The 24,757-nt window shown below is 67.0% G+C and carries 26 protein-coding genes; 10 read left to right on the top strand and 16 right to left on the bottom strand.

The genetic code is table 11. From position 1 onward, the window contains the following. Positions 1–28: 28 nt before the first annotated feature. Both C4E04_RS16260 and C4E04_RS16255 read right to left on the bottom strand, forming a co-directional pair. A complete protein-coding gene (locus C4E04_RS16260) occupies positions 29–541 on the bottom strand; it encodes a phasin family protein (RefSeq protein WP_109599027.1) in 513 nt (170 codons plus the stop codon). Between the two features lie 24 nt (positions 542–565). Next, a complete protein-coding gene (locus tag C4E04_RS16255; protein ID WP_109599025.1) occupies positions 566–946 on the bottom strand; it encodes a phasin in 381 nt (126 codons plus the stop codon). 198 nt (positions 947–1,144) lie between these two features. Between C4E04_RS16255 and C4E04_RS16250 the strand changes: the two genes are divergently transcribed. The 4 genes from C4E04_RS16250 (at position 1,145) to C4E04_RS16235 (ending at position 7,714) form a co-directional block, all read left to right on the top strand. Beyond that, complete coding sequence (locus tag C4E04_RS16250) at positions 1,145–3,805, top strand: ATP-binding protein (protein ID WP_174219285.1); 2,661 nt, start codon at positions 1,145–1,147, stop codon at positions 3,803–3,805. Then, positions 3,802–4,260, top strand: a complete 459-nt coding sequence (locus tag C4E04_RS16245; protein ID WP_245416129.1) for a GNAT family N-acetyltransferase — start codon at positions 3,802–3,804, stop codon at positions 4,258–4,260. The genes C4E04_RS16250 and C4E04_RS16245 overlap by 4 nt, the downstream gene beginning before the upstream one ends. Positions 4,261–4,343: 83 nt before the next feature. Continuing rightward, positions 4,344–4,877 carry a GNAT family N-acetyltransferase gene (locus C4E04_RS16240; protein ID WP_109599023.1) on the top strand — a complete coding sequence of 178 codons (534 nt, stop codon included), beginning with the start codon at positions 4,344–4,346 and terminating at the stop codon, positions 4,875–4,877. 119 nt (positions 4,878–4,996) lie between these two features. Beyond that, on the top strand, positions 4,997–7,714 hold the full coding sequence (locus C4E04_RS16235) for a bifunctional acetate--CoA ligase family protein/GNAT family N-acetyltransferase (RefSeq protein WP_109599021.1): 2,718 nt from the start codon (positions 4,997–4,999) through the stop codon (positions 7,712–7,714). 71 nt (positions 7,715–7,785) lie between these two features. On the opposite strand, the gene C4E04_RS16230 is transcribed toward C4E04_RS16235, so the two are convergent. The 10 genes from C4E04_RS16230 to C4E04_RS16185 form a co-directional block, all read right to left on the bottom strand. After that, positions 7,786–8,307: a DUF3828 domain-containing protein gene (locus C4E04_RS16230; protein ID WP_162559430.1), complete on the bottom strand. Its 522-nt coding sequence runs from the start codon at positions 8,305–8,307 to the stop codon at positions 7,786–7,788. Positions 8,308–8,394: 87 nt separating this feature from the next. After that, on the bottom strand, positions 8,395–8,883 hold the full coding sequence (bfr, locus tag C4E04_RS16225) for a bacterioferritin (protein ID WP_109599017.1): 489 nt from the start codon (positions 8,881–8,883) through the stop codon (positions 8,395–8,397). An 83-nt stretch (positions 8,884–8,966) separates the two neighbouring features. Beyond that, complete coding sequence (locus tag C4E04_RS16220; protein WP_109599015.1) at positions 8,967–9,224, bottom strand: bacterioferritin-associated ferredoxin; 258 nt, start codon at positions 9,222–9,224, stop codon at positions 8,967–8,969. Between the two features lie 113 nt (positions 9,225–9,337). Further along, positions 9,338–9,904, bottom strand: a complete 567-nt coding sequence (locus C4E04_RS16215) for a putative glycolipid-binding domain-containing protein (RefSeq protein ID WP_245416128.1) — start codon at positions 9,902–9,904, stop codon at positions 9,338–9,340. A gap of 19 nt (positions 9,905–9,923) precedes the next feature. Then, positions 9,924–10,595 carry a lactate utilization protein gene (locus C4E04_RS16210; protein WP_109599014.1) on the bottom strand — a complete coding sequence of 224 codons (672 nt, stop codon included), beginning with the start codon at positions 10,593–10,595 and terminating at the stop codon, positions 9,924–9,926. Then, positions 10,592–12,025, bottom strand: coding sequence for a LutB/LldF family L-lactate oxidation iron-sulfur protein (locus C4E04_RS16205; RefSeq protein ID WP_109599012.1), 1,434 nt, complete (start codon positions 12,023–12,025; stop codon positions 10,592–10,594). The genes C4E04_RS16210 and C4E04_RS16205 overlap by 4 nt, the downstream gene beginning before the upstream one ends. A gap of 75 nt (positions 12,026–12,100) precedes the next feature. Further along, positions 12,101–12,805: a DUF899 family protein gene (locus tag C4E04_RS16200; RefSeq protein WP_109599010.1), complete on the bottom strand. Its 705-nt coding sequence runs from the start codon at positions 12,803–12,805 to the stop codon at positions 12,101–12,103. A 23-nt stretch (positions 12,806–12,828) separates the two neighbouring features. Then, positions 12,829–13,605, bottom strand: a complete 777-nt coding sequence (locus tag C4E04_RS16195) for a VOC family protein (RefSeq protein ID WP_109599008.1) — start codon at positions 13,603–13,605, stop codon at positions 12,829–12,831. A 9-nt stretch (positions 13,606–13,614) separates the two neighbouring features. Continuing rightward, positions 13,615–13,968, bottom strand: a complete 354-nt coding sequence (locus tag C4E04_RS16190; protein WP_109599006.1) for a DUF1428 domain-containing protein — start codon at positions 13,966–13,968, stop codon at positions 13,615–13,617. 161 nt (positions 13,969–14,129) lie between these two features. Beyond that, positions 14,130–14,990: a DMT family transporter gene (locus C4E04_RS16185; protein ID WP_109601206.1), complete on the bottom strand. Its 861-nt coding sequence runs from the start codon at positions 14,988–14,990 to the stop codon at positions 14,130–14,132. A gap of 219 nt (positions 14,991–15,209) precedes the next feature. Here C4E04_RS16185 and gcvA point away from each other — a divergent pair, with 219 nt between their 5' ends. Next, positions 15,210–16,154, top strand: coding sequence for a transcriptional regulator GcvA (gene gcvA, locus C4E04_RS16180; RefSeq protein WP_109599004.1), 945 nt, complete (start codon positions 15,210–15,212; stop codon positions 16,152–16,154). A gap of 61 nt (positions 16,155–16,215) precedes the next feature. Then, the gene (locus C4E04_RS16175; protein WP_109599002.1) at positions 16,216–16,545 is read left to right on the top strand and encodes a YnfA family protein; all 330 of its coding nucleotides are present in this window, start codon (positions 16,216–16,218) and stop codon (positions 16,543–16,545) included. Positions 16,546–16,640: 95 nt separating this feature from the next. On the opposite strand, the gene C4E04_RS16170 is transcribed toward C4E04_RS16175, so the two are convergent. Then, positions 16,641–17,501 carry a DMT family transporter gene (locus C4E04_RS16170; protein ID WP_109599000.1) on the bottom strand — a complete coding sequence of 287 codons (861 nt, stop codon included), beginning with the start codon at positions 17,499–17,501 and terminating at the stop codon, positions 16,641–16,643. Positions 17,502–17,617: 116 nt separating this feature from the next. Here C4E04_RS16170 and C4E04_RS16165 point away from each other — a divergent pair, with 116 nt between their 5' ends. Beyond that, on the top strand, positions 17,618–19,012 hold the full coding sequence (locus C4E04_RS16165) for a PLP-dependent aminotransferase family protein (protein ID WP_109598998.1): 1,395 nt from the start codon (positions 17,618–17,620) through the stop codon (positions 19,010–19,012). A gap of 9 nt (positions 19,013–19,021) precedes the next feature. Here C4E04_RS16165 and C4E04_RS16160 read toward each other — a convergent pair whose 3' ends face one another. The 3 genes from C4E04_RS16160 to C4E04_RS16150 all read right to left on the bottom strand — a co-directional run bounded on the left by C4E04_RS16160 (position 19,022) and on the right by C4E04_RS16150 (position 21,288). After that, positions 19,022–19,882, bottom strand: coding sequence for a DUF1989 domain-containing protein (locus tag C4E04_RS16160; RefSeq protein WP_109598996.1), 861 nt, complete (start codon positions 19,880–19,882; stop codon positions 19,022–19,024). A gap of 64 nt (positions 19,883–19,946) precedes the next feature. Next, a complete protein-coding gene (locus tag C4E04_RS16155; protein ID WP_245416127.1) occupies positions 19,947–20,471 on the bottom strand; it encodes a DUF6653 family protein in 525 nt (174 codons plus the stop codon). Positions 20,472–20,475: 4 nt separating this feature from the next. Continuing rightward, a complete protein-coding gene (locus C4E04_RS16150) occupies positions 20,476–21,288 on the bottom strand; it encodes a (Fe-S)-binding protein (protein WP_109598994.1) in 813 nt (270 codons plus the stop codon). A gap of 238 nt (positions 21,289–21,526) precedes the next feature. Between C4E04_RS16150 and C4E04_RS16145 the strand changes: the two genes are divergently transcribed. Genes C4E04_RS16145 through C4E04_RS16135 form a run of 3 tightly spaced genes read left to right on the top strand, consistent with a single transcriptional unit; the run spans position 21,527 to position 24,754 of the window. After that, positions 21,527–22,960: an FAD-linked oxidase C-terminal domain-containing protein gene (locus tag C4E04_RS16145; protein WP_109598992.1), complete on the top strand. Its 1,434-nt coding sequence runs from the start codon at positions 21,527–21,529 to the stop codon at positions 22,958–22,960. Beyond that, positions 22,957–24,141 carry a glycolate oxidase subunit GlcE gene (glcE, locus tag C4E04_RS16140; protein WP_245416126.1) on the top strand — a complete coding sequence of 395 codons (1,185 nt, stop codon included), beginning with the start codon at positions 22,957–22,959 and terminating at the stop codon, positions 24,139–24,141. The genes C4E04_RS16145 and glcE overlap by 4 nt, the downstream gene beginning before the upstream one ends. Before the next feature lies 1 nt (position 24,142). Beyond that, a complete protein-coding gene (locus C4E04_RS16135; RefSeq protein WP_109598988.1) occupies positions 24,143–24,754 on the top strand; it encodes a DUF2585 family protein in 612 nt (203 codons plus the stop codon). The last annotated feature ends 3 nt before the right edge of the window (positions 24,755–24,757 follow it).

Below are 24,757 nucleotides of genomic sequence, written 5' to 3'. Positions count from 1 at the left end.
CGGGCCCTGAGGCCCACGGGCACAGGTCTCAGCGGGTGCGGTCGGCCAGCACGGAGTGGAAGGGCTCCAGGCTCCGCTGGAACCAGCGCGTCGTCGCCTCCGCGATGTCCTTCCACTGGGCGGTCGCCGCTTCATAGGCCTGGCGGGACCTGTCCGTGTGGAGGCGCAGCGCCTCCGCCGGATGCGGCGCGTCGATGGCGGAGCGCCACAGGTCGATGGCGGTCTCGCTCTGGCGCTGCATGGCCGCGATGATCTTGTCGTTGACCTCGAGGGCACCGTGAGCGGTGGCCAGGGCGGCCTCGCTCAAAGCATGCCTCAGAGCCTCCGTGCGCTCCTGGCCGAAGCGGGAGAACTGCATCGGCTCTCCCATCCGGTCCGTGCTCGTGTGAGACTGGAGCGGGGTTTCCACAGCCGCATGGGCAGGATGAGTCTCGGAGACCGGTTCGCTCCGCGCCGTCTCAAGGGCGAGTTCCGGCCCGGGCTTCGGGGCGGAGGCTTGCTTCCTGGCACGCGGGGCGCGTGCTTTCTTCGCGTCGGCCATGGCCACGTCCTCGCTTGGCAGGTCTTACTTCTTGGTGGTGGTGTGCTTCATGGCCGATTGGGCCATGGTGCCGAATTCGCGCATCTGGGTCTGCATGGATTCGACCTGCGAGCGCACGAACTCAGCCTGATACTGCATGGCTTCCTGGACGTTCTTGGCCCGCACCATCTTCTGCGCGAGGTCGAAGGCGGCCGCGATGTTCAGCTCCGCATAGGTGAGGGTCTTGCGGGTCGCGTCCTTCATGCTCGCCTGGGCGGTGTTCGCCGATCCCTCGAAGGTATCGACCGTCTTCTGCGCGGCGCCGAGGAAGCCGTCCATGGCCTTGCGGGCCTGCTCGACGCTCTTTTCGGCGAAATCGCGCATCTCTTCCGGAATCTCGTAACCCGTCGTCTGGTTGGTCGCCATGGATCGCTCCTGTTAAGGCTGTTGTGCAGTGCAATATCACATTGTGCAGCGCAAAATCAAGATCAAGGCCGTGCCTATTCATTAAGGTTATCACGAAGTAAAGAGATTTAGGAGTTCAGGCACAGGCCCCATTATCCGATAATGCGAAGCCGCCGCTTTATGTCCCGCGGCGAATGGAGTGAAAGGTCGAGGCCGTTCATGACGGGTGCTCCGGACCGGTTCGAAAGAATGCTGGCGCGGCTTGCCGCCGACCCGGCCTCGGCATTTCCCGCCGGGCCGGAGACGGCCGTGCTCGTCTGGAGCCAGGCGGGAGATAGGCTCCTCTGGGCATCATCGGCCGCGTCAGGCCTGCGGTGGGTCCTCGCTAATGAAACCGGCGTCGTTTTTCCGGCCCTTCAGGCCAGGAGCCGCCTGAGGGCCTTGGGCGGCGGTCTCGCCCCCAGGAACGGGACGCGGCTCGAACGCCTGCGCCTCGACCCGGCTGGCCTGTCGCCGCCCGTGACCTGCGCCTGCCGACTGACGGATCTCGATGGCGAGACCGTCCTCGTCACGGCCGTCGTCGGCTCGCTTCCGCGCGCCTATGGTCGTCCTGTTCGGGAGAAAGCACCCCAGACCGAAAAGACGCATCCGGCAGCCGGGGAGGAGCCTAGGCAGAGCGGCGACCGGCGCGGCCCGATCCGGTTCGTCTGGCGGACCGATCCCGAGACCCGCTTCCTGGACGTATCAGCGGGCCTGGCCGAGGCGGTCGGCCCCGAATCCTCCCGCATCGTTGGAATGACCTGGGACGAGGTGGCAGGGTCTCTCGCGGAGGATCCCGGCCAGGAGATCGCATCGCTCTTCGCGCGGCGCGAGACCTGGAGCGCCCGGACAATCCTGTGGAACATGGACGGCTCCGACCGACAGGTCCCGGTCGATTGGGCCGGCATGCCGGTCTTCGGACCGCAGCGGACGCTTGTCGGCTTCAGGGGCTTCGGCCTTGTGCGCATGGACGCCGTCCGCGAGCGGGCGGCGCCTGCCGCTCCAGCGACGGAGAGCGAGCCGGATCCTCAGATGGACGGAGGGGCGCCGGATCTGTCCCCCGCTGAGGAAATCCGCAGCCACGACGAGGTTCTGTTCGAGCGCCTGCGCGAGACGGTCGCGGCAACCCTGGCCGAGCTGGGGACGGACGAGGCTGCGCCGGAGATTCCCGCGCCTGCGGAAGCTTCCGTTGTTCCGGCCCGTTCCGAAATGGGACTGTCGAATGCGGAGCGCAGCGCCTTCCGCGAGATTGCCCGCGCCCTCGGGGCGCGTTTCGAGGCCGAGGAACCGCCGCGTGACGTCGTGCCTCCGCCGGCATCCGAACAGGAGCCGGCCCCAGCGGAGCCCGCGCCTGCGGTCCCGCCGACCCTCGACGGGGACAGGGTGCTCGACCGCCTGCCCATCGGCGTGCTTGTCCATCGGGGCAACGAGATCCTGTTCGCTAATCGCAGCCTGCTCGACCTTGCCGGCCACGAGACCGGAGCCGATCTGGCGGCCGGCGGCATCGCGGGCCTTTTCGGCAGCTCTCCTGCGCCTTCCGGCCGGGAGCAGGAGGGCTCGCCCCGGGCGATTGCGACCCGGCAGGGCGAGAGCGTACCGGTCGAGGTGCGCCGGGCCAAGGCCGAGTGGAACGGGGAACCTGCCGATCTCATGACGATCCGCCGGATCCAGGACACGGAGGCCGACCGTCGTCTTCCGGTTCTTGAGGCGGAGCTGCGCCTGCGCGAAGGCCGGATGCAGGAGCTGGAATCGATCCTCGACACCGCGACCGACGGAGTGATCGTTCTCGACGAGACCGGCCGCATCGTGTCCCTCAACCGCTCGGCCGAGGCCCTGTTCGGCTACGACCAGGGCGAGGTGGTGGGAGATGCGATCACGGTTCTCCTCGCGCCGGAAAGCCATATCGTCGCCCTCGATTATCTCGAAGGTTTGCGCTCGCCCGGCGTCCAGAGCCTGCTCAACGACGGACGCGAGGTCCAGGGGCGGGTGCGCCAGGGCGGAACGATCCCGCTCTTCATGACCATGGGCCGGGTCCATGACGGGCCGGGCCGGAAATTCTGCGCGGTCCTGCGAGACATCACGGCCTTCAAGAAGGCGGAAGGCGAGCTCGTGGGCGCCAAGCGCGCCGCCGAGGAGGCGAGCGCCCAGAAGTCTGACCTGCTCGCCAAGATCAGCCACGAGATCCGCACGCCCCTCAATGCCATTCTGGGCTTTGCCGAGGTCATGCTGGAGGAGCGGTTCGGGCCCGTCGGCATCGACCGCTACAAGGAATATCTCAAGGACATCCACGCCTCCGGCGCGCATGTCATCAGCCTTGTGAACGATCTGCTCGACCTCGCCAAGGTCGAGGCCGGGCGCATGGAGCTCGCCTTCACGAGTGTGGGGCTGAACGGTCTCGTCTCAGCCTGCGTGACGCTGCTGCAGCCCCAGGCGGCGCGGGACCGGATCGTCGTGCGCACCAGCTTTCCGGAGAAGCTGCCGCCCGTGGTGGCGGACGAGCGCTCCATGCGCCAGATCGTCCTCAACCTCGTGTCGAATGCGATCAAGTTTACGGATGCGGGCGGGCAGGTGATCGTCTCCACGGCCCTGACCGACCGGGGCGAGGTGGCGTTCCGGGTCCGCGATACCGGCATCGGCATGACCGAGAAGGAGATCCAGGCCGCCCTCGAGCCGTTCCGGCAGCTGGCAACGGCACGCAAGCGCGGCGGCACGGGGCTCGGCCTGCCCCTGACCAAGGCCTTGGTCGAGGCGAACCGGGGCGCGCTGCAGATTTCGAGCAGCCCCAACGAGGGCACCCTCGTGGAGGTGATCTTCCCGCCGACGCGGGTGCTGGCCGAGTGACCGAAGGAGCTTCGCGCTTCTTCCTGCGCCGCGCCGCTCCGGCCGATATGCCGGCGGTGGCTCGGCTGCACCGTGCGGTGCGTGAGGCGTGCCTTCCCTATCTGCCGGATCTCCACACGCCAGAGGAGGACTTGGCCTTCTTCCGGGACCTCGTGCTTCCCCGAAGCATCGTCTGGCTCGCGGAAGCGGACGGAAAGTTCATCGGCTATGCGGCTCTGTGCGGCGATTGGCTCGACCATCTCTATGTGGACCCCGCCTGGCACTCTCGGGGCGTCGGATCGGCCCTGCTGCAGGCCGTGCGGGAGGGGAGCAGCCGTCTCCAGCTCTGGACCTTCCAGAAGAACGCGCAGGCCCGGCGCTTCTACGAGCGGCATGGCTTTGTCCCGGCTGAATTCACCGACGGGTCCGGGAACGACGAGAAGGAGCCCGACATCCGCTATCTGTGGGAAGCTTGAGTTTTCGTTCCCCGCGTGGGCTTGATCGCGAGCCGCGGGACGGGCCAAGCTCGCCTTTCCGCTTCGTCACTCCACACAGGCCCATGGCACAACCGAACCCTCCGCCTCTTTCCCTGCGCCCTCTCGTTCCGTCCGATGCCCGGGCCTTCCGGGATCTGCGGCTGGAAGCGCTCGCCGGTGTGCCCGAGGCCTTCGGGTCTAGCTATGAGGAGGAGGTGGCCCGCAGCCTCGACGATTTCCGCGCCATGATCCCCGAGAGCGGCCCCGGCCGGATCTTCGGGGGCTGGTCCGGAGAGCGGCTCGTCGGAATGGCGGGCTTCGCGGTCCAGGGCCGTCTGAAGGCCCGGCACAAGGGCGTGATGTGGGGTGTCTATGTCCAGCCGGACCTGCGCGGGCAGGGGCTCGGCGAGGCCCTTGTCCGGCAAGTCGTCACCCACGCGGCCGCACACGTCATCGTGCTCGAGGCGGCCGTCGGTCTTTCCAACACGGGCGCCCGTCGTACCTACCACAAGCTCGGCTTCCGGCCCTATGGGATCGAGCGCAAGGCCCTGCGCGTCGGCGACACATTCTACGACGAAGAGCTGCTTTTCATGGAATTCGAGACGCCCCGGGTGTAACGCCGGAGAGAGCCGGGACGTGGGACATCTGCTCTCCTCAAAGACAAATTGAGGCTCGGATATTCCGCCAAAGTGCCCTAGGTGTTGTTCCCAGCCCGCCACGAGACGACGGAAAGCCCATGTCCACCTATCGCCTCGACCAGCTCTTCGCGCCCCGCTCCGTTGCCGTGATCGGCGCAAGCCCCCGCGCCGGGTCGCTGGGGCTCACCTTCCTGCACAATCTCATCCAGGGCGGCTTCGCTGGGCCTGTGCATCCGGTCAATCCGCATCATCGGGAGATCGAGGGCAGGGCGTGCTTTCCCTCCATCTCCAAGCTTCCCGAGGTGCCGGACCTCATCGTGGTCGCGGTGCCGCCGCCCAGCGTGCGCGGGGTGATCGAGGAGGCGGGCCGCTGCGGCGTGGCCGCGGCCGTGATCGCGACCTCGGGCCTCGGCTACGGGCCGGGATCCCTCTCCGAGAAGGTCCGCCTGGCCGCACGGCGCCATGGTCTGCGCCTCGTCGGGCCGAACTGCATCGGGGTCATCGCGCCGCGGGCGAAGCTCAATGCCAGCTTCGCGGCCCGCGGGGCCCTGGCCGGAGATCTGGCGTTGGTGTCCCAGTCTGGCGCCGTCGCGGCCGGGCTCGTGGAGTGGGCCGCCCAGCGCAATGTGGGCTTCTCGGCCATCGTATCCCTCGGCGATAAGATCGACGTCGATTTCAGCGACTGCCTCGATTACTTCTCGCGCGATGCCGGGACACGCGCGATCCTCCTGTACATCGAATCCATCGACAACGCGCAGAAGTTCATGTCGGCGGCCCGCGCTGCGGCGCGCACCAAGCCGGTGGTGGCCATCAAGGCCGGCCGCCATGCGCAAGGCGCTCAGGCGGCCGCCACGCATACGGGCGCCATGGCGGGCTCCGATGCCGTGTTCGAAGCCGCGTTCCGCAGGGCGGGAGTGCTACGGGTGCTCGACCTCGACCAGCTCTTCGCGGCGGCCGAGACCCTGGGGCGCCAGAAGCCGTTCCCAGGCAACCGCCTCGCCGTTCTGACGAATGGCGGTGGGGTCGGCGTGCTCGCGGTCGACCGGCTCATCGATCTCGGCGGTACGCTGGCAGGCCTCTCGGACGAGACGCGCCGCAAGCTCGATGCGGTGCTGCCCGCCACCTGGTCGCATTCGAACCCGGTGGACATCATCGGAGATGCGGATCCCGCCCGCTATGCGGTCGCGCTCGAAGCCTTGCTCACGGATCCGGACAACGACGCGATCCTCATCCTCAACGTTCCCACGGCCGTGACGGATGCGCCCAAGGCCGCGGCGGCCATTGCGGACACCGTCCGGCGCGCCCGTGCCAACGGTTTCGTGCAGAAACCCGTCTTCGCGGCCTGGATCGGCGAGGATCCGGAATCGGCGCGGGTCTTCGAGGAGCTGCGCATTCCGCATTTCGCCACGGAGGCGGACGCGGTGCGCGGCTTCATGCAGCTCGTCCGCTACCGCGAGGCGCAGACCGAGCTCATGGAGACGCCGGACAGCCTTCCGAAGGACTTCGTGCCCGACACGGCCGCCGCACAGGCCATCGTCAAGGGCGTGCTCGCCGAGAACCGTCACTGGCTCGATCCGCTCGAGACCAATGCCCTGCTCAGGGCCTACGACATCCCGGTTGCCCCCGTGCATCTGGCGCGGACGCCGGACGAGGCCGCGGCGGCCGCACGGCCGATCATCGCCGAAGGCGGAACGGTGGCGGTGAAGATCCTCTCGCCCGATATCGTGCACAAATCCGATATCGGCGGCGTGAAGCTCGACCTCACGACCGAGGAGGCGGTCAGGAAGGCGGCGGTCGATATCTTCGAACGGGCGGCGCGCCTGCGGCCCGAGGCAGTGGTGAAGGGCGTCACGGTCCAGCCGATGGTGCGGCGCGCCAAGGCGCGGGAACTGATCGTCGGTCTCGCGGACGATCCGTCCTTCGGACCCGTCGTGCTCTTCGGACGCGGTGGAACGGCCGTGGAGGTCATCAACGACAAGGCCCTCGCGCTGCCGCCCCTCGATCTCAAGCTCGCGCACGACCTGATTTCGCGCACCCGCGTATCGCGGATCCTCAAGGGCTATCGCGACGTGCCGGCGGCGGACGAGCGGGCTATTGCGCTCGTCCTGGTGAAGATCGCGCAGCTCTCCGCCGACCTGCCGGACATTCGCGAGATCGACATCAATCCGCTCCTCGCCGACCAGGATGGCGTCATTGCCGTGGATGCGCGCATCGCGGTTGCGGCCGAGACCCGCAAGGCGAGGGGGCATCCCCGCTTCGCCGTGCGTCCCTACCCCAAGGAGTGGGAGCGCGTGGTTGCTTTGCGCAACGGCCGCGAGGCCTTCGTGCGTCCGGTCAGGCCAGAGGACGAGGAGGAGTTCCGCCGCTTCTTCGAGCAGGTGACGCCGGAGGATCTGCGCCTGCGCTTCTTCGCGCCCGTGCGGGACTTCAGCCACACCTTCCTGGCCCGGCTTACGCAGATCGACTATGCCCGCGCCATCGCGTTCGTGGCCTTCGACCGGGAGACCGGCGAGATGATGGGTGCGGTGCGGCTCCACGCGGATGCCAACCACGAGACCGGCGAATACGCAATCCTGCTGCGGTCCGACCTGAAGGGCATCGGTCTCGGCTGGAGCCTGATGCGCATGATGATCGAATGGGCGAAAGTCGAGGGGCTGCGCGTCATCGAGGGCCAGGTGCTGCGCGAGAATGCCACCATGCTCGACATGTGCCGCCAGCTTGGCTTCTCGATCCGCAACGATCCCCACGATCCGGACCTGCGTGTGGTGACGCTGCCCGTCGCTGAATTTTCCGACATGGCGCTGCTCCCGGCCTGATACGCCGGGAGAGCTTTGGGACATTGCGAGGGTGAGCCTCGGCTATCGTGGGTGAACCCTTGGCCAGGAGCTCAAAGGGCCCGCGCCAGGATGGAGCGAAGATCGCCCTTGAGGTCGGTGGGTTCGTCCCAGGTGATGTTGGCGATCCGCCAGCCTTTGGCCGTCTTGGCGAGATCGTACCGGATCTTCGTCCGCTGGCCGAGATTGGTGAACGACACGAGGCCCGTCGCAGCCTCCGCACTCTCCGACTCGATCGCGATGGCGAGGCTCGCGATCTCGAAATCCTGTGCGGCCACGAAGGGATCGAAGTCGATGCGACCGATTTCACCCTTGGCTTCGTTCACGTCGCGAAGGATCAGTTTCGTCAGGGCCGCGTCGAAATAGCGCTCGGCCGTGCTGCCGCGCCAGGAGAGGCCCATGGCGTCGGGGCCAGAATAGGACTTGTAAAGGGCTGTCAGGAACTGCCGGGGCGTCGTGTCGGCTGCGTGCAGAGCACCGGGCCAGACCGTCGCGATCAGGAGGAGGGCCATGGCCCACGAGGCCAGGCGAGACCATCCGACGAGGCGGCTTTCGATCGCAAATGAGGGCTGCATCCGCATGGCTTTTTTAACAAGACGATGCGCGCATCAAGACCAGCTTTTGCGCGCACCGTGAAGAGGTCTCGTGTCGAAAGCGTCGGATCAGTGATCGTCGCTCTTCACATCGCCCACATGCTTCTGGGCATAGAGCTGGAGGCCAAGCTGCTCGACGAGGTTGATCTGCGTTTCGAGGAAGTCGATATGGCCCTCCTCGTCCTTCATCAGATCCTCGAACAGGTTCTTTGACACCCGGTCGCCCACGCTTTCGCAATAGGCCGCGGCCTCGCCGTAAAGCTCCCGCGCGTCGTATTCGGCCGCAAGGTCGCATTCGAGGATTTCGCGGATGTTCTGGCCGATCCGCAGGGGGTCGAGAACCTGGAGGTTGGCGAAGCCGTCGAGGAAGATGATGCGCTCGATGAAGCGGTCCGCGTGATGCATCTCCTCGATGGATTCCTCGCGCCAGGTCTTCGCGAGCTCCTTGTAGCCCCAGTCGTCCAGGAGCCGGTAATGCAGCCAGTACTGGTTGACCGCCGTCAGCTCGCTGCGCAGGCCGCGATTGAGATACTCGATGACTTTCTGATCGCCCTTCATCCTAACCCTCGTGTCGAACAGGCGCTGGCGCGCCGCCCCCTCTATTTAGAGGAATTCCGAACGGGGGAAAGGATCTTTGCGCATCAGGCGGCCGGCTCGGCCGCCGCTTTCTGGGGGAGGGTAGGGCAGCAGCCGCGCTGGCAGGCGGAAACCGCCTCGACACCGGCCTCGGCCAGCGCCTTGTCCATGATCGACCGGATGGTCCGCACGCAGCGTCCGCAATTCGGGCTGCATCCGAGACAGCGATAAACCTGGGCCGGCGTGCGCGGGCAATCCGGACCCGGTGTGAGGCACCCCTTCACATCGCCGTCGGACAAGACGTTGCAGGAACAGACGATCATGATGTTATAGTTTAGAACTGTTAAAAACTAGAGCTTTATCAAATACTTAGCTCAGATCGCCCCGAAAGCGCAAAGCCTTTCGGCTGCGCCCGGTTGTCACGGCCCATCGATATTCAGGGAAGGCGGCGGAACAGGCCCGGATAGTCGCGCACGAAGCCGTCCTGGTCGACAGGCAGATCGGCCGTGAAGTCGCTGTCCAGGCTCTCGAAACGATAGAGCCTGTCGGGCTCGAGAGCCGTGTAGCGCTGGTTATGCGGAGAGACGTCGAGGCTCGGCACGGCAATGTAGCAGAGCCGGATCTCGAGGGACTCGCCGGCCTTGAGCCCCAGGCGGCGGATCGGCAGGGTGTTGGTGGCCGGGGTGGCCTGAATATCGATGTCGAGGCAGCCCTGGAGGTCGGGCCGCTCCGCCCCATTCATGCGCCAGATGCCCTGGCCGTTGCTTTCCAGGTGCAGGACCCGTCCGGCTGCGGTTCGGATGCGGACGTCGCGGGTGCGCCAAGCGGCATCGACCCGCACCCGGTAGGTGATACCGTAGCGCATGGTCCCGTTCTGTCCGATGACGACGCCGGCAAGTTCGACGCCGCCGTCCACGGGACTGATCTCCGCATGCTCCAACCCTGCCTCGCAGCCCGTCCAGGCGGACCAGCGGATCATGCGGGCGATGAAGTTGGAGGCCATGGCGAAGACGTCTCCCGGATCAGTCCCTCACGACCACCACATGCACCCTTCGGGGGCCATGGGCACCGAGCAGGAGGGTCTGCTCGATGTCACCGGACCGGGACGGGCCGGTGATCCAGTTCACCGTGCGCGGCATGGAGCCCTTGCCGAAAGCGAAGCGCACCTTGTTCCACACGGTCTCGTAATCGCCCGCGATGTCCTTGGCCGAGACCACGATGATGTGGTTGTCGGGCAGGAAATTGAGGGTGGACGGGTTTTCCGGCCCTGAGACCATCACGAGGGACCCGGTCTCGGCGACGCCGCCGAAGGCGTGGCTCACGGCGTTGATGTCACCGCCCTGGCTCGGCCCCTGTGACACCTCGAGGGAGGTCTCGCCCCAGGGCATCCCGGTCAGGCGCTGGTCCTGGCCCATGCGCAGGGTCGCCGGAAGATTGTGGTCGCGCAGGAAGGTGGCCACGATCTGCGGCACCTCGTCCGCGGAGGAAACTTCCGTCATGGTCGCGAGCGCGGCTTCCGCCTGCCGCCGGAAGAGGGCGAGCCGTTCCTCGCCGGAGACCTGGCCACGCTCCGGAATGATGCCCTTCGGGGCGCGCTCCAGCCGCTCCATGGCGATCTGACGTCGGATGGTCTCGTTGCCCTTCACGCCGAGCGAGCGGCGGATATTGGCCAGAACCTCGTCGCGGGCGCTCATGCGGTTCTCCCCCGGCGCTCGCGCCGCCAGCGGGCCTGGAAGGTCTCGCCCTGCGGGGTCGGGAAATCACGGGATTTGGTCCAGCCCCGTGCCAGAGGAAGCCAGGAGAACCGACCCTTGCGGCGTCCGGCCAGAGCAAGGCCCGCCATCGCCGCGCGGGTCGCCAGCCGGTAGAGGGCAGGCCGCCGGGCGAAGAAGCCCCAGACGGCGAGGCCGGAGCGGAAGGTGGCCGGCGTCAGGTGACGTTCGAATTCCCGCTCGCGCCAGTGGCGCATGAGCTTCGGCAGGGGGATGCGCACGGGGCACACGCTCTCGCAGCGTCCGCAGAACGTGGAGGCGTTGGGCAGGTGCCCGGCCTTGTCGACCCCGATCAGGCTGGGAGTCAGCACCGCGCCCATGGGGCCAGGATAGACCCAGCCGTAAGCATGACCGCCGACCGCGTGATAGACCGGGCAATGGTTCATGCACGCCCCGCACCGGATGCAGCGCAGCATCTCCTCGAAATCGGTGCCGAGCATGGCAGAGCGGCCATTGTCGAGGAGAATGACATGGTAGTTCTGCGGGCCGTCGGCATCGGCGATCTGGCGCGGACCGGTCGAGAAGGTGGTGTAGACGGACATTTCCTGCCCGGTCGCCGAGCGGGCCAGGACGCGCAGGATCTGGCTCACATCCTCGAGGGTCGGCACCAGCTTCTCGATGGAGGCCAGCACGATGTGGGTCTTGGGCAGGATCTGCGTCAGATCGCCGTTGCCCTCGTTGGTGACGATGACGGAGGTGCCGGTCTCGGCGATCAGGAAATTGGCGCCCGTGATGCCCACATCCGCCGCGAGGAAGCGCTCGCGCAGCACGGCGCGCGCTTCGGTCAGCAGCTGCACCGGCTCGGAGAGGTCACGCTTCGGGTCGAGGTTCTTGTGCACCCGCCGGAAATCCTGCTCCACCTGGGTGGCGTTCAGGTGCACGGCCGGCGCGATGATGTGGCTCGGCATCTCGTTGCGGAGCTGGATAATGTACTCGCCGAGATCGGTCTCGACCGGCTGAATGCCGTGCGCTTCGAGATGGGCGTTGATGCCGATCTCCTCGGAGATCATCGACTTGCCCTTGGTGACCGTCCTGGCCCCGGCCTCCCGGCAGATGGACAGGATGAGGTTGCGCGCCTCCTCGGCGTCGCGGGCGAAGTGGACATGTCCGCCCGAGGCCTTCACCTTTTCCTCATAGGCCTCGAGATAGAGGTCGAGGTGCTGCAGCGTGTGGTTCTTGATGTCCCGCGCGGTGTCGCGCAGGGCCTCGAATTCGGGAAGCTTCTCGGTGGCGGCCTGGCGCTTGTCGATGAAGCCCTGCTTCACGTTGCCGAGCGCCTTCTGCAACTGCGTATCGGCCAGGGCCCGGGCGGCGTTCTGCTTGAACTGGGGAGACGTGGCGTGAACGGTCATACAGGCTATTTAGCCTGAATTGAGGAAAAGCGCGAGGGAGCGGCGGCCGCAGGGACGCCGCAACCCCGGTCAGTTTCAGCGGTCGTATTCGAGCTTCGGATACCAATCCGTCCCGCGTCCCTCCGGCGTCATGTCGAGCACGGTCCAGAGGGGCGCAAGATCAGGCGCGCCGCGGGGATCCTGACCGGGATCGGCGGTCTCGCCGGTCATCTCGCCGCTCCAGAAATGACGGGGGGGCCCGTCTCGCCGGGTGAAGACGTTCAGGCTCGGGACCTCCGACCCGTCCGGCAGCACGCCGTGATAGTCGCGGGAATAGTTGCCGTCGAGATCCGTATAGAGCCGCAGGTTCTTCCAGCCGCGTTCCCGCTTCCACGCAGCCAGTCGCTCGATGGGTGAGCGCGCGACGACCACGAGCGCCATCCGCTGCCCGATATCGGCGGCATTCCCTTCCAGCGCATCGAGCAGGTTGGTGCACATGGGGCAGGGCCGCTGGCGCTGCGGCCCGAACATGTAGCTGTAGACCGCAAGGCTCTGCCTGTCCCCGAAAAGGTCAGCGAAGCTCGCGGGCCCGTCTTCTCCCTGGAAGCGGTAGTTGCCACCGACCTCGCCCCCGGGCGGCAGAGCGCGGCGCAGGGCTGCGACGCGCTCGATATGACGGCGCAGCGCAATCTCCTCCGCGAGCAGGGCGGTGCGCGCTGCGCGGTATTCGGCGCTCTCGTTCGGAAAGCGCACCTGACTGCGGCGGGCCAGCTCCGCAGCGGGGATCAATCCGTCGGTCATGCCGGGTTCCTTCGAAAAGGTTGTCATGAACGGCGCGGTCCGACGAGGCCGAACAGGGCGCCCTGGGGATCGGAAGCGACGATGATGAAGACACCGCCGGGCACTTCGGCCGGACCGTCATGGATCGTGCCGCCGTTTTCGGAGACGGCACGTGCCGCGACATCGATATCCGCGACGCCGAAATAAAAGGTCCAGGCAGGCGGCGGCCCGTCCGGGCGCCGATTCATCATGGCGCCGATCATCGTGCCGTTTTGGAGGATGAAGCGGTATTCGCCCAGCTCTCCCATAGGCATCGCGTCGCCCTTCTCCCAGCCGAACAGGCTGGCATAGAAGCTGAACGCCGTATTCTGATCGCTGGCGGCAAGCTCGTTCCAGTGACAATGGCCGACCTTGTCCTGGGCGAAGGCGGTGCTCGTGCCCTCCATCGTGCCACGCATCACATAGAAACTGACGCCCTGCGGATCCGCCACCATGGCGAAGCGGCCCACGCCCGGAATGTCCGTCGGCGGCACATGCTGCCGTCCGCCCGCCCGAACGACCTCGTGGGCCGTTGCATCGACATCGCGGACGCCCACATAGCCGAGCCAGCCGGGGCGCATGCCCGTCTGCTCGCATTCCGGCCGCAGCACAGTGAATCCGCCGATGTCCGCATCGTCGGTCTTGAAGATCCTGTAGGCGCCGTCACCGCCTTCGGCCGGGCGGTTTCGCCAGCCGACCACCGCGCCATAGAACCGGGCGGCCGCGTCGGGGTCGGTCGTCAGAAGCTCATACCAGATGAAGTCGCCGTGGGAGTTGGCCATCACATGCCCTCACACATCGAGGATCGGCGCGAAGCCGCCGAAGATCATCCGCTTGCCGTCGAACGGCATCTCGGCGCCCATGGCTTCCATGCGCGGGTCGGTCATGATCTTCTTGTTCGCTGCGTCCCGAACGGCTTTCGAGGGGTACTCGATCCAGCTGAACACCACGGTCTCGTCGTCCTTTGCCTGCACGGCGCCGCGAAAATCCGTGACCTTGCCGTCCGGCACGTCGTCGCCCCAGCATTCGACCATGCGGATGGCGCCGAATTCCTTGAAGAGCACAGCCGCCTCGGCCGCATGCCGGCGGTAGACCTCCTTTTTGGCGGACGGCACTGCGAGCACGAACCCTTCCACATACGACATCGGCTTCCTCCTGCTTAGTGGCGGCGCTTCTTCCAAACGCTGTCGTCGCGCATATAATGTTGATATCAACCTAATTGAGCGGAGTCAAAGCCGGCTTCCGCTGATCGCCGGCATGGAGGCTATTGCGCTGACAGGAGGGGTTCGGGTGGCCGCGCCGCTTCTCAACCAGCTTGAGCGGGTTTGCGGGTGGCCATGGTCATGGCGAGACCCGCCAGGATCAGGACCACGCCAGCAACGAAGGCCGCCCCCATGGTATCGCCGAACATGACGGATGACGCGGCGATGCCGATGACGGGCTGCAGATACTGAACGCTCGCGGCGATCCGGGCCGGAACGTTGCGCAGGATGCTCAGCCACAGAAACAGGCCCGCAACCGTGACCACGACACCGAGATAGACCGCAGCCCAGAGGGCCTGGGCCGTGATTTCGATAGGAACGAGCCGCATTTCCCAGCCCGCCCAGGGCAGAAGCGCGATGAAGCCGAACAACGTGCTCCAGGCCGCGACGGCAGCGGTGCCGTATCGGTCGGTGAGTTCGACGCTCCAGACATAATAGAACGCAATGGTCACTGCCGACAGAAGGACCCAGGCTGCGCCGCTCACACTGGTCTCGAACAGATCCGCGGTGCCCCCTTCATTCCCCAGCGCTACGAGCGCAATGCCCGCGAAGGCCGCCAGCAGCCCCAGTTGCTGCCGGCCCGAGACAGGCTGCTTGAGGCGCAAAGCAGCAAAAACGACGATGAAGACCGGAATGGTGGCCGAGATGATGGTGCCGACCGATGCGGACGTGCCGGCGACCCCGAAGGTCTGGGCGACCTGCCCTATGCCGATGCCCAGCACCCCGAGGGCAGCGACATGGGGCAGCGCCCGCCACGACAGCCGCTGCCTGCCCACGATGAAAAGCATCAGAAGCGGCACCGCGATGGCGAACCGCAGCGCGGTCAGCGTCAATGGAGGAAGCGTCAGAAGACCGAGCTTGGTGACCGGAATCGACAATCCCCACATGACGGCCAGCAGCAACATGGCCCCAAAGCTGCGCAGGGAAGGGGCCGCGTCGCGGGGAACGGCGGGTTCCACGGAGGCAGGGGAGGGGCTCGCAATGCTCTGGGTCGACATGAACAGGCTGCACGGAATGGGATGACGCCGCCATCGCGGATTTTCACAGTGCTAGGGCCGCCCTTCCGGGCTGACAAACCATTTGTTCTCACGTAACGTGTGAGCCAAACTCACGCATGCGGCTCCATGTTCGACCGGCTTCCTCCCCTGCAGACCCTGCGCGCCTTCGAGGCCGCCGGACGCCTCTCGAGCATGACCCTGGCCGCAGAGGAACTGCACGTGACCCACGGGGCGGTGAGCCGGCATATCAAGACCCTTGAGGACCACCTCGGCGTCCCCTTGTTCCGGCGCCTGACCCGAAGGATCGTCCTGACCGACGAGGGAGCGAGGTTGCTGGTCGTCGTCACCCGCGTGTTGGCCGAGCTGACGCGGGAGGCCGAGGGCCTTCGCGCGCCGAAAAGCGCGGAACGGCTGACGATCAGTGTCGGCATCTCATTCGCAAGCAAGTGGCTCGGGCCTCGCCTGCATCGGCTGATTGCGCGCCATCCCGAATTCGATATCCACCTCGACATCACCGATCCCGACGCCGACCTGAGCAACGAGCAGATTGATGCGGCCGTGCGCTACGGCCATGGCCGCTATCCGCACCTCGCCGCAGAGCGAATTCTGGAAGAGACCCTCACGCCAGTGTGCAGCCCGGCCTACCGGGCGGAGAAGGGTGGATTGCTGTCGGTCGAGAGCCTCGCCGAATGCAGGTTGCTGCATGAGGACCGCCTGCTGCATGACGACCGCTGGCTGGGCAACTGGGACAAATGGTTTGCCATGGCGGGCGTGGAGGTCGGCCCCAGGAGGCGCGGCCCGATCTACAGTCACGGCAGCATGGCGATCGAGGCGGCCATTCGTGGAGAAGGGGTCGCCCTGGGGCGCAGTGCGTTGGTCGCGGAGGATATCGCGGCCGGGCGCCTGGTTGCGCTCTTCCCGCATGTGCGGCTCGAGTCCGAGCGGGGCTACGACCTCGTCTATCGCCCAGGCAAACGGGACCATCCCAAGGTTTGTGCCGTGCGCGATTGGCTGGCGGACGAAATCCGGCAGTTTCTCGCGAATGCGGATCCACCCCACGTTCAGGTTTGAACGGCGGGGCGCTGTCCTGCGCGAAATGGCACCAATCATCCCATCCAGCCCGAGAGGGGACATGCGCACAATCCCGATTTATGCGGTCGCGGCTCTTGCTGAAATTGCCGGATGCTTCGCCTTCTGGGCCTGGTTCCGGCTCGGCCGGTCGATCCTGTGGCTTTTGCCCGGCATGGCGTCCCTTGCGGCCTTCGGCTGGCTCCTGGCCCTAGTCCCGGTCGAACAGGCCGGACGTGCTTACGCAGTCTATGGCGGCATCTATATTGCCGCCTCCCTCCTGTGGCTGTGGCTGGTCGAGGGTGCCCGGCCCGACCGTTGGGACCTGATCGGGGCGGCCGTCTGCCTGAGTGGTGCCGCCATCATCCTATGGGCGCCGCGGGCCGTTCCTTAAACCATCCGCGCGGTCCTCATGCGGCCTCGCCATGGGTGACGCGGCCGTTCGTCGTCGATGCGCCGGCGGATGGCCCGGAAGCGCGCTGGATTTTTTCAGGCGTAACGCTTGGCGCCGGCGACGCAGAGAATGACGAGGCCCGTTGCGGCGATCATCGTCCAAGCGACCGGTTCATGGAGCAGCAGGCCGGCCAGCGCCAGACCGAAGAAGGGCTGGAGCAGTTGCAGCTGCCCGACTCCCGCGATGCCCCCGAGCGCGAGGCCCCGATACCAGAAGACGAAGCCGATCAGCATGCTGAAGACCGACACATAGGCGAGCCCGAGCCATGCCGGGCCGCCGATCCCGCTCCAGGACCCTGGCATGGTGGCCAGCGCGACGGCCGCCATCATGGGCAGAGCCAAGAGCAGGGCCCATGAGATGACCTGCCAGCCGCCGAGCCGTCGCGACAGCGTCGCGCCCTCCGCATAGCCGAGCCCGCAGAGCAGGATGGCGGCTATCATCAAAAGATCGCCCGTGAGCGAACCGGCGTCGCTGCCCGCCAGGGCGAAGCCCGCCACCGTCGCGGCGCCGAGGCACGAGAACAGCCAGAAGGCGGGTTTCGGCCTCTCGCCGCCGCGCAGGACGCCGAAGATCGCGGTCGCCAGCGGCAGGAGGCCGACGAACACGATGGAATGCGCCGCGGTGATGTGCTGGAGCGCAAGGGCGGTCAGAAGCGGAAAGCCGACCACCACGCCGAGCGCTACAACCGCGAGCGAGCCGAGATCGCCGCGCGCCGGCCTCGTCTGTCGAAGAGCAACGAGGAAGGCCGCTCCGAGCAAAGCCGCGATCGCCGCGCGGGCCGAGGTCAGGAACAGGGGCGAGAAATCGCCGACCGCGACCCGGGTCGCCGGCAGGGAGCCGCTGAAGATGATGACACCCAAGAGCCCGCTGCCCCATCCGTCCGTCGTGCGATCCATGGTCTTTTCCTTTCGCGCAGGATCCTAAGGGGGCGGGGGGTGGCCCGGACAGACACAATGCAATACAATTCGACGAAACTGTATGGGTATGGATAGCCACACAATCGGCGGGGCGCATGAAGAATACAGAACCGACACGCACCGGCGAGGTGATGGCGGCGATCCGCGCGAAAGTGTCGGGCCGTGCCCTCGTGGCGGGCGACCGACTGCCCTCGATCCGGAGCCTCGCGACGGCCATGGGCGTGTCGCCCTCCACGGTCGTCGAGGCCTATGACCGTCTCGTCGCCGAGGGTCTGATCCGCGCCCGGCGCGGTTCCGGTTTCTATGTCGCCAGCACAGGCCTGCCGCCGATGACGCTGGCGGAGGCAGGCCCACGGCGCGACAGGGCCGTCGATCCCTTCTGGGTGTCGCGGCAGTCGCTCGATGCGGACCCGGCGGTCGCCAAGCCGGGATGCGGCTGGCTGCCGGCGGATTGGATGCCGCAAGGCGCGCTCCGTCGTGCCCTGCGCACCCTTGCGCGGGGCGAGGAGGCGGTGCTGGCTGATTACGGCAGCACGCGCGGATCGCCGATTTTGCGCAGGCTGCTGCTCGGGCGGTTTGCCGAGGAGGGGATCGAGGCTTCGCCTGAACAGCTTCTGCTCACAGTCTCGGGGACACAGGCGATCGACCTGATCTGCCGCTTCCTACTCAGGCCCGGCGATACGGTGCTGGTGGACGATCCGGGCTATTTCAATTTCCAGGCGTTGCTGCGGGCGCACCAGGTCAGGATCGTCGGCGTGCCTTACACGCCCACCGGCCCCGACCCGGCCGCCTTCGAGGCCGTGCTGGCCGCTGAGCGGCCGCGCCTCTACATCACCAATTCGGCGCTCCAGAATCCGACCGGCGCCACCCTGTCGCCGCAGGTCGCCTACAGGATCCTCAGCGCCGCCGGAGCCCATGACCTGACCATCGTCGAGGATGACATCTTCGCCGATTTCGAGCCGGAGCTCTCGCCGCGCCTCGCCGTCCTCGACGGGCTCAACCGGGTCATCCGCATCGGCAGTTTTTCGAAGACCCTGTCGGCCTCGGTGCGCTGCGGCTACATCGCCGCACGGGCGGATTGGATCGAGGGTCTGGTCGATCTCCAGGTCGCGACCAGCTTCGGCGGGCCGAGCCCGGTCGCGACCGAGCTGATCGCCGGCGTTCTCGCCGGGGGCGGTTACCGCAAGCACATGGACGAACTACGCCAGCGCCTTGCGCGGGCCCGGCACGAGACGGCGAGGCGGCTGGAGCCCCTCGGCATCCGGCCCTGGCTCATGCCGCGGGGCGGGTTCTACCTCTGGTGCCGCCTGCCGGATGGCCAGGATTCCGCCGAGCTCGCCCGCAAAGCCGTGGAGGAGAACGTGGTTCTGGCCCCGGGCAACGTGTTCAGCGTCTCGCAATCGGCTGCCGGCTTCCTCCGCTTCAACGTCGCGCAGTCAGGCGACCCACGGGTGATGGCGGTTCTCCGGCGAGCCATGGATTCCAAATAGAGCCGGGGCTCATTCTCCGTGCCGGCCGCCATAGGCATTGCGCGGCGGCGGGGTCCAGCCCGCGGGCGGAGCCTTCGGCCGGTAGATCTCGACGAGCAGGGGATGGCAGGCGGCCACATCGCTGGAATGCTCGGTGCTGCAATCGCCTCCGGGGCAGGCCGAGAGGGCGCCCAAAAGGTCGATCTCGGCGAAGAACTCCAGGAAGTCGCCCGGCCGGACGGGGCTCGCCTTCATGAAATACTGGCCCGTGTCGCGGGTGAAACCGGTGCACATGAAAACGTTGAGCACGTCGTGCACCGCGGGCTCGACCGCCTCGAGCGGCCGGCCCAGCCGATGCGCGAGGGCCCGCGTCAGGTTCGAGTGGCAGCAATGGTGATAGTCGTGACCGGAGAGGAGCCGGTGCGTGTAGGGATCGCAGCGCGTGCCGATCACGTCATGCACGGAGCCGCCCCATTCGTCGAAGCCGTACCAGTCGAGACTGTCCTGCGTGATGGTCGCCATGGGGCGAAGATAGGGCAGGGACGACCACAGCCGGTCGCCGGTCGAGAGATGCGTGCCGTGCAGGGCCCGGGTCTTGCCCGAAAAGAAGCGCTCGTCGAGATTCCCGTCCGCCCAGAGGTTCAGGTCTCCAACCTGCGGCCCCTCGATGGAGACGATGCGGAAGAACGAGCCAGCGGGCACCCGGAAGCTGCGGGCGTCGCGCGGCGGCACGATCACCTCGTCCACCTTCTGCCAGCCCTCCCGGGCAGCGCGGTAGGCCTCAAGATCGGGCGGCGCCAGACTGTCGACGGGATAGCAGATGACCGGCGCGATCTTCCGGCGCGCCTCAGCGTCGTGGGGTTCCGGCCATTCGCCCTTTTCCGGTTTCATTCGCGTCTCCAGAGATTGCTGCGGGGCCAATCTATAGGCGGGTCCGCTTCCGTGGCTAGGTCCGTCAGGCCTCGTTGCGCGGCCGCAGCCAGGCGGCGTAGGGCGGGTGGATTTCCTTCATGTCCCGGTAGAGCCAGACCATGCGGTCGCAGAACCAGAGCTTGCCGAGCATGACCACAGCCGCGCCCGTAAGGGCCGCCGTGAGGTCGGTGAGGACGGCGCCTGCAAAGGCCGGAAGGGCGTCGAGCGCCGCCACGACCGAAAGGATGTTCGCCATGCGGGCATGATGGGCGGGAATCGGCACGGCCTTGCGGTTCAGCCACACGCGCTCGCCGAAGGTCGCCATGGCGCTCCAGCTGTCGGTTCGCGCCGGCGGCCGGAAGAGACGCGGGTTGAGCCACAGCCAGACGGCCACGAGGGCGACCGCCAGGATGGCCCAGGGTCCGATCCAGGCATGGCTCCAGATCGCCAGGAGGAGCAGCGGGAACGAGGCGACCCGTGTCCAGACGCTCCAGGGGCTCGCATGGCGCTCCCAGGTGCGCTCGTCCATGGCGAAGAGCCGTGCGATGACGGTTCCGTGCCGGCTCACCGCATCAGGCCTTCCCGGCCTCGCCGATGGGCGGGTCGTCCGTCATGCCGGCCAGTACTTCCGCCACGTGGCGCACCGCGACGGGTTGGCCGTCGCGGGTGAGCTTGCCGGCCATGTTCATCAGGCAGCCTAGATCGCCGGCGAGCAGGGTCGGGGCGCCGGTGGCCGCGACGTTCTTCGTCTTGGCTTCCACGATGGCGCCCGAAATGTCGCCATACTTGACCGCAAAGGTGCCGCCGAAGCCGCAGCACACGTCGCTGTCGGCCATTTCGACAAGGGTCAGGCCCTCGACGCTGGCGAGCAGGCGGCGCGGCTGGTCGTGCACCTTCAATTCGCGCAGGCCCGAGCAGGAATCGTGATAGGTCACGGCGCCGTCGTGGCGCGCCTCGACACGGGTGACGCCCATCACATCCACGAGGAAGCTGGTGAGCTCGTGGGTGCGGGCCGCAAGCTCGTTGGCCTTGGGCAGCCAGTTCGGGTCGTCAGCAAAAATTTCCGGATAATGGACCTTCAGGGTTCCGGCGCAGGAGCCGGAGGGCGCCACCACGTAGTCGTAGCCGCGGAAGGCCGCGATCACCTGCTCGGCGAGATTCCGCGCCGTGCCCCGGTCGCCGGAATTGTAGGCGGGTTGGCCGCAGCAGGTCTGGACCGGCACCTCCACGACGCACCCCGCATCCTCCAGGAGCTTCACGGCCGCGAAACCGACGGAAGGGCGCATGAGATCGACGAGGCAGGTCACGAAGAGGCCGACCCGCGGCCGCCTCGGTCGGTCGGCGGAATGGTGCCGCGAAGGGGCGTTTTCCAGGGAATGGGTCATGGTGGGAGCGCTCACGAGGCGGCCTTCCGGGCGGCTGCCGGGCCGATTCCGACGGGGCTGGCGGCGGTCGGGAAGGCGAGGGGGCGCATCAAAAACTCCTTTGCGGGCGGTGCAGAGCCTTTTAGAGAGAGTGCACATTATTGGAAAAATCCCTCAAGGGTAGCTACCATTCGCGGCCGGCGAACATGCGCCCGGCGCAAGCCCGGGCCAGCGCCGCGAAGTGTCAGGAAAGGCCGCCATGTCGATTGCATTTCCCACTCCGGACGAGGCCGTTCTGTCGCGGAGAAACGAGATTCTGGCAGGCCTCGGCCGTCTCGTGGCGCCCGAGGCCCTGATCGTTACCGAGGACGAGCGCCGCGCCTTCGAGACGGACGGGCTCACGGCCTACCGGCACATGCCGCTCGCCGTGGTCCTGCCTTCGTCGACTCAAGAAGTATCGGCCATCCTGCGCTTCTGCCGTGAGAACGGCGTGAAGGTGGTTCCCCGGGGCGCCGGCACCTCCCTCTCGGGCGGCGCGATTCCACAGGCGGACGCCATCGTGCTCGGCGTCGCCAAGATGAACCGGGTGCTCGACGTGGATTTCGAGAACCGGGTCGCCCATGTCCAGGCTGGCATCACCAATCTGGCGATCAGCCAGGCGGTGGCGCATGAGGGCTTCTTCTACGCGCCCGACCCGTCGAGCCAGCTCGCCTGCACGATCGCCGGCAACATCGCGATGAATTCCGGCGGCGCCCATTGCCTGAAATACGGGGTCACGACCAATAATCTGCTCGGCGTCACCATGGTGCTTCTCGACGGCACCGTGGTGGAACTCGGGGGCGCCCATCTCGACAGCGCAGGCTACGACCTGCTGGGCCTCGTCTGCGGCTCGGAAGGGCAGCTCGGCATCGTCACAGAGGCGAGCGTGCGCATCCTGCGCGCCGCCGAGGGCGCGCGGCCCGCGCTTCTCGGCTTCGAGCGCGTGGAGGATGCGGGCGCCTGCGTGGCGGCGATTATCGCGGCCGGCATCATTCCGGTAGCGCTCGAATACATGGACCGTCCGGCGATTCAGATCTGCGACGCCTTCGCGCATGCGGGCTATCCGCTCGACGTGGACGCCATGCTGATCGTCGAGGTCGAAGGTTCGGACCAGGAGATCGACGACATGCTCCGGCGCATCGTCGCCATCGCGGAGCCGTTCCGGCCGAAGACCGTGAAGGTCTCGCAATCCGAGGCCGAGAGCGCGGCGATCTGGAAGGGCCGCAAATCCGCCTTCGGCGCGACGGGACGGGTCGCCGACTATATCTGCATGGACGGCACGATCCCGACCGGCCAGCTCCCCAAGGTGCTCCGGCGCATCGACGAGATCGCGAAATCCTACGGGCTCGGCGTCGCCAACGTGTTCCATGCGGGCGACGGCAACCTGCATCCTCTCGTCATGTTCGACTCGAGCAAGCCGGGCGAGATGGAGAAGGCGGAGGCCGCAGGCGAGGACATCCTCAAGCTCTGCGTCGAGGTCGGCGGCTGCCTTACGGGCGAGCATGGCGTCGGCATCGAGAAGCGGGACCTGATGCCCTACCAGTTTAACGCCGTCGACCTGGAGCAGCAGATGCGCGTGCGCGGCGTCTTCGATCCGGGATGGCTGCTCAATCCCGCCAAGGTCTTCCCCCTCGAAGGACGGTTTGCCGCGTGAACACTCTCATTCCCCGCGACGAGCAGGACGCCGCCTCCATCGTCGCGGATGCCGCCGCCAGGCGCATGCCGCTGAATCTCTGCGGCAACGGCACCAAGGCCGCCATGGGGCGCCCCAACCAGATCGAGGCCTCGCTCACATCCGCGGCGCTCACGGGCATCACGCTCTATGAACCGGCCGAGATGGTGATTTCGGCCCGCAGCGGCACGCCCCTCGCGGAAGTGGTCGAGACCCTGGCCGAAAAGGGCCAGCAGCTCCCCTTCGAACCCATGGATTACCGCCTGCTCCTCGGGAGCCGGGGCGAGCCCACCATCGGGGCGGTCGCGGCCATGAACCTCTCAGGCCCCCGCCGCATCATGGAGGGCGCCGCCCGCGACAGCCTCATCGGTGTGCGCTTCGTCAACGGGCGCGGCGAGGTCATCAAGTCCGGCGGGCGGGTGATGAAGAACGTCACGGGCCTCGACCTGGTGAAGCTCATGGCGGGTTCCTGGGGTACCCTGGGCTTCCTGACCGAGGTGACCTTCAAGGTCCTGCCGAAGCCGGAGCGCATGTCGACCCTGCTGATCCGCGGCCTCGACGACGAGAGCGCCGTCGCGGCGCTGTCCGCCGCTCTCGGTTCGCCCTTCGACGTGACCGCAGCAGCCCACCTGCCTGCCCCCGACCGGCAGGGCGCGCGCACGCTGATCCGGCTCGAAGGCTTCTCGGTCTCGGTGGATTATCGCCTCGGAGAACTGCGCCGCCTCCTCAAGCGCTTCGGCGGCGCCGACATCCTCGAAGGTCGGGGCGCCGAGGCGGTCTGGCAGGCCTTGCGCGATGCGAGCATCTTCCAGGATCGGGGCGAGCGGGCCGTCTGGCGCATCTCGACCGCGCCGACAAAGGGACCGACCCTTGTGGCCCGGGTGGCTGAGACCATCGAGGCGCAGTGGTTCTACGATTGGGGCGGCGGCCTCGTATGGCTTGCCACACCGGCCGAGGGGGATCTGGGTGCCGCGGCGATCCGTGCCGCAACCTCCGCCCTCGGGGGACATGCCACCTTGGTGCGCGCACCCGATGCCGACCGCTCACGTCTCGACGTGTTCGAGCCGCAGGCGGAGGCCGTCATGGCCTTGAGCCGGGGCATCAAGGCCTCCCTGGATCCGGCCGGCATCCTGAATCCGGGCCGTATGTATGCGGGGATCTAGCATGGACGGCGGAACGGGGCTCGCGGCTCCAGGAACACGACGGAGCCGGGTGGCGCTCTATGCCGGGCTGGCGGTCGCCATGGTGGCAGTTATGGCGGCCATCCTCCTGGCCATGGGGCGCACGCCCATCTGCAAATGCGGCACGGTGGAATTCTGGCACGGGACCGTGCGGGATTCGGGCAATTCCCAGCACCTGACGGACTGGTATTCGTTCACGCACATCATCCACGGCTTCCTGTTCTACATGGGCGCCTGGCTCATCGGCGTCGTCCGGGGCAAGCCTTTGCCGCTCGGCGTCGCGTTCCTCCTGGCGCTCGGCGCCGAATGCGCCTGGGAGATTCTCGAGAACACCAACATGGTGATCGAGCGCTACCGTGCGACGAATATCGCGTTGGACTACTATGGCGACAGCGTGATCAATTCCGTCTCGGACGTCGTCATGATGATCGCCGGATTCTGGCTGGCGCGGGTCTGGCCCGTCTGGCTGACCGTGGTCGTGGCAATTCTCATGGAAGTGATCGTCGGCTACTGGATCCGCGACAATCTCACCCTCAATATCATCATGCTGATCTATCCCCTGGACGCCATCGACCGCTGGCAGGCGGGCAGTTGAGTT

Origin of the sequence: Microvirga sp. 17 mud 1-3 (assembly GCF_003151255.1) — a bacterium.
Taxonomy (GTDB): domain Bacteria; phylum Pseudomonadota; class Alphaproteobacteria; order Rhizobiales; family Beijerinckiaceae; genus Microvirga.
This window is presented reverse-complemented; position numbering and strand designations above follow the sequence as displayed.

What these genes read in the sequence shown, in the direction of transcription:
- C4E04_RS16220 (WP_109599015.1), bottom strand. Translation starts at nt 9,224, where the DNA reads ATGATCGTCTGTTCCTGCAACGTCTTGTCCGACGGCGATGTGAAGGGG.
- C4E04_RS16195 (WP_109599008.1), bottom strand. Translation starts at nt 13,605, where the DNA reads ATGGCCAACTCCCACGGCGACTTCATCTGGTATGAGCTTCTGACGACC.
- C4E04_RS16135 (WP_109598988.1), top strand. Translation starts at nt 24,143, where the DNA reads ATGGACGGCGGAACGGGGCTCGCGGCTCCAGGAACACGACGGAGCCGG.
- C4E04_RS16190 (WP_109599006.1), bottom strand. Translation starts at nt 13,968, where the DNA reads ATGTCGTATGTGGAAGGGTTCGTGCTCGCAGTGCCGTCCGCCAAAAAG.
- bfr (WP_109599017.1), bottom strand. Translation starts at nt 8,883, where the DNA reads ATGAAGGGCGATCAGAAAGTCATCGAGTATCTCAATCGCGGCCTGCGC.
- C4E04_RS16250 (WP_174219285.1), top strand. Translation starts at nt 1,145, where the DNA reads ATGACGGGTGCTCCGGACCGGTTCGAAAGAATGCTGGCGCGGCTTGCC.
- C4E04_RS16150 (WP_109598994.1), bottom strand. Translation starts at nt 21,288, where the DNA reads ATGACCCATTCCCTGGAAAACGCCCCTTCGCGGCACCATTCCGCCGAC.
- C4E04_RS16205 (WP_109599012.1), bottom strand. Translation starts at nt 12,025, where the DNA reads ATGACCGTTCACGCCACGTCTCCCCAGTTCAAGCAGAACGCCGCCCGG.
- C4E04_RS16160 (WP_109598996.1), bottom strand. Translation starts at nt 19,882, where the DNA reads ATGAAACCGGAAAAGGGCGAATGGCCGGAACCCCACGACGCTGAGGCG.
- C4E04_RS16175 (WP_109599002.1), top strand. Translation starts at nt 16,216, where the DNA reads ATGCGCACAATCCCGATTTATGCGGTCGCGGCTCTTGCTGAAATTGCC.
- C4E04_RS16200 (WP_109599010.1), bottom strand. Translation starts at nt 12,805, where the DNA reads ATGACCGACGGATTGATCCCCGCTGCGGAGCTGGCCCGCCGCAGTCAG.
- C4E04_RS16165 (WP_109598998.1), top strand. Translation starts at nt 17,618, where the DNA reads ATGAAGAATACAGAACCGACACGCACCGGCGAGGTGATGGCGGCGATC.
- C4E04_RS16235 (WP_109599021.1), top strand. Translation starts at nt 4,997, where the DNA reads ATGTCCACCTATCGCCTCGACCAGCTCTTCGCGCCCCGCTCCGTTGCC.
- gcvA (WP_109599004.1), top strand. Translation starts at nt 15,210, where the DNA reads ATGTTCGACCGGCTTCCTCCCCTGCAGACCCTGCGCGCCTTCGAGGCC.
- C4E04_RS16145 (WP_109598992.1), top strand. Translation starts at nt 21,527, where the DNA reads ATGTCGATTGCATTTCCCACTCCGGACGAGGCCGTTCTGTCGCGGAGA.
- C4E04_RS16260 (WP_109599027.1), bottom strand. Translation starts at nt 541, where the DNA reads ATGGCCGACGCGAAGAAAGCACGCGCCCCGCGTGCCAGGAAGCAAGCC.
- C4E04_RS16215 (WP_245416128.1), bottom strand. Translation starts at nt 9,904, where the DNA reads ATGGCCTCCAACTTCATCGCCCGCATGATCCGCTGGTCCGCCTGGACG.
- C4E04_RS16230 (WP_162559430.1), bottom strand. Translation starts at nt 8,307, where the DNA reads ATGCAGCCCTCATTTGCGATCGAAAGCCGCCTCGTCGGATGGTCTCGC.
- C4E04_RS16185 (WP_109601206.1), bottom strand. Translation starts at nt 14,990, where the DNA reads ATGTTGCTGCTGGCCGTCATGTGGGGATTGTCGATTCCGGTCACCAAG.
- C4E04_RS16210 (WP_109599014.1), bottom strand. Translation starts at nt 10,595, where the DNA reads ATGAGCGCCCGCGACGAGGTTCTGGCCAATATCCGCCGCTCGCTCGGC.
- C4E04_RS16240 (WP_109599023.1), top strand. Translation starts at nt 4,344, where the DNA reads ATGGCACAACCGAACCCTCCGCCTCTTTCCCTGCGCCCTCTCGTTCCG.
- C4E04_RS16170 (WP_109599000.1), bottom strand. Translation starts at nt 17,501, where the DNA reads ATGGATCGCACGACGGACGGATGGGGCAGCGGGCTCTTGGGTGTCATC.
- C4E04_RS16255 (WP_109599025.1), bottom strand. Translation starts at nt 946, where the DNA reads ATGGCGACCAACCAGACGACGGGTTACGAGATTCCGGAAGAGATGCGC.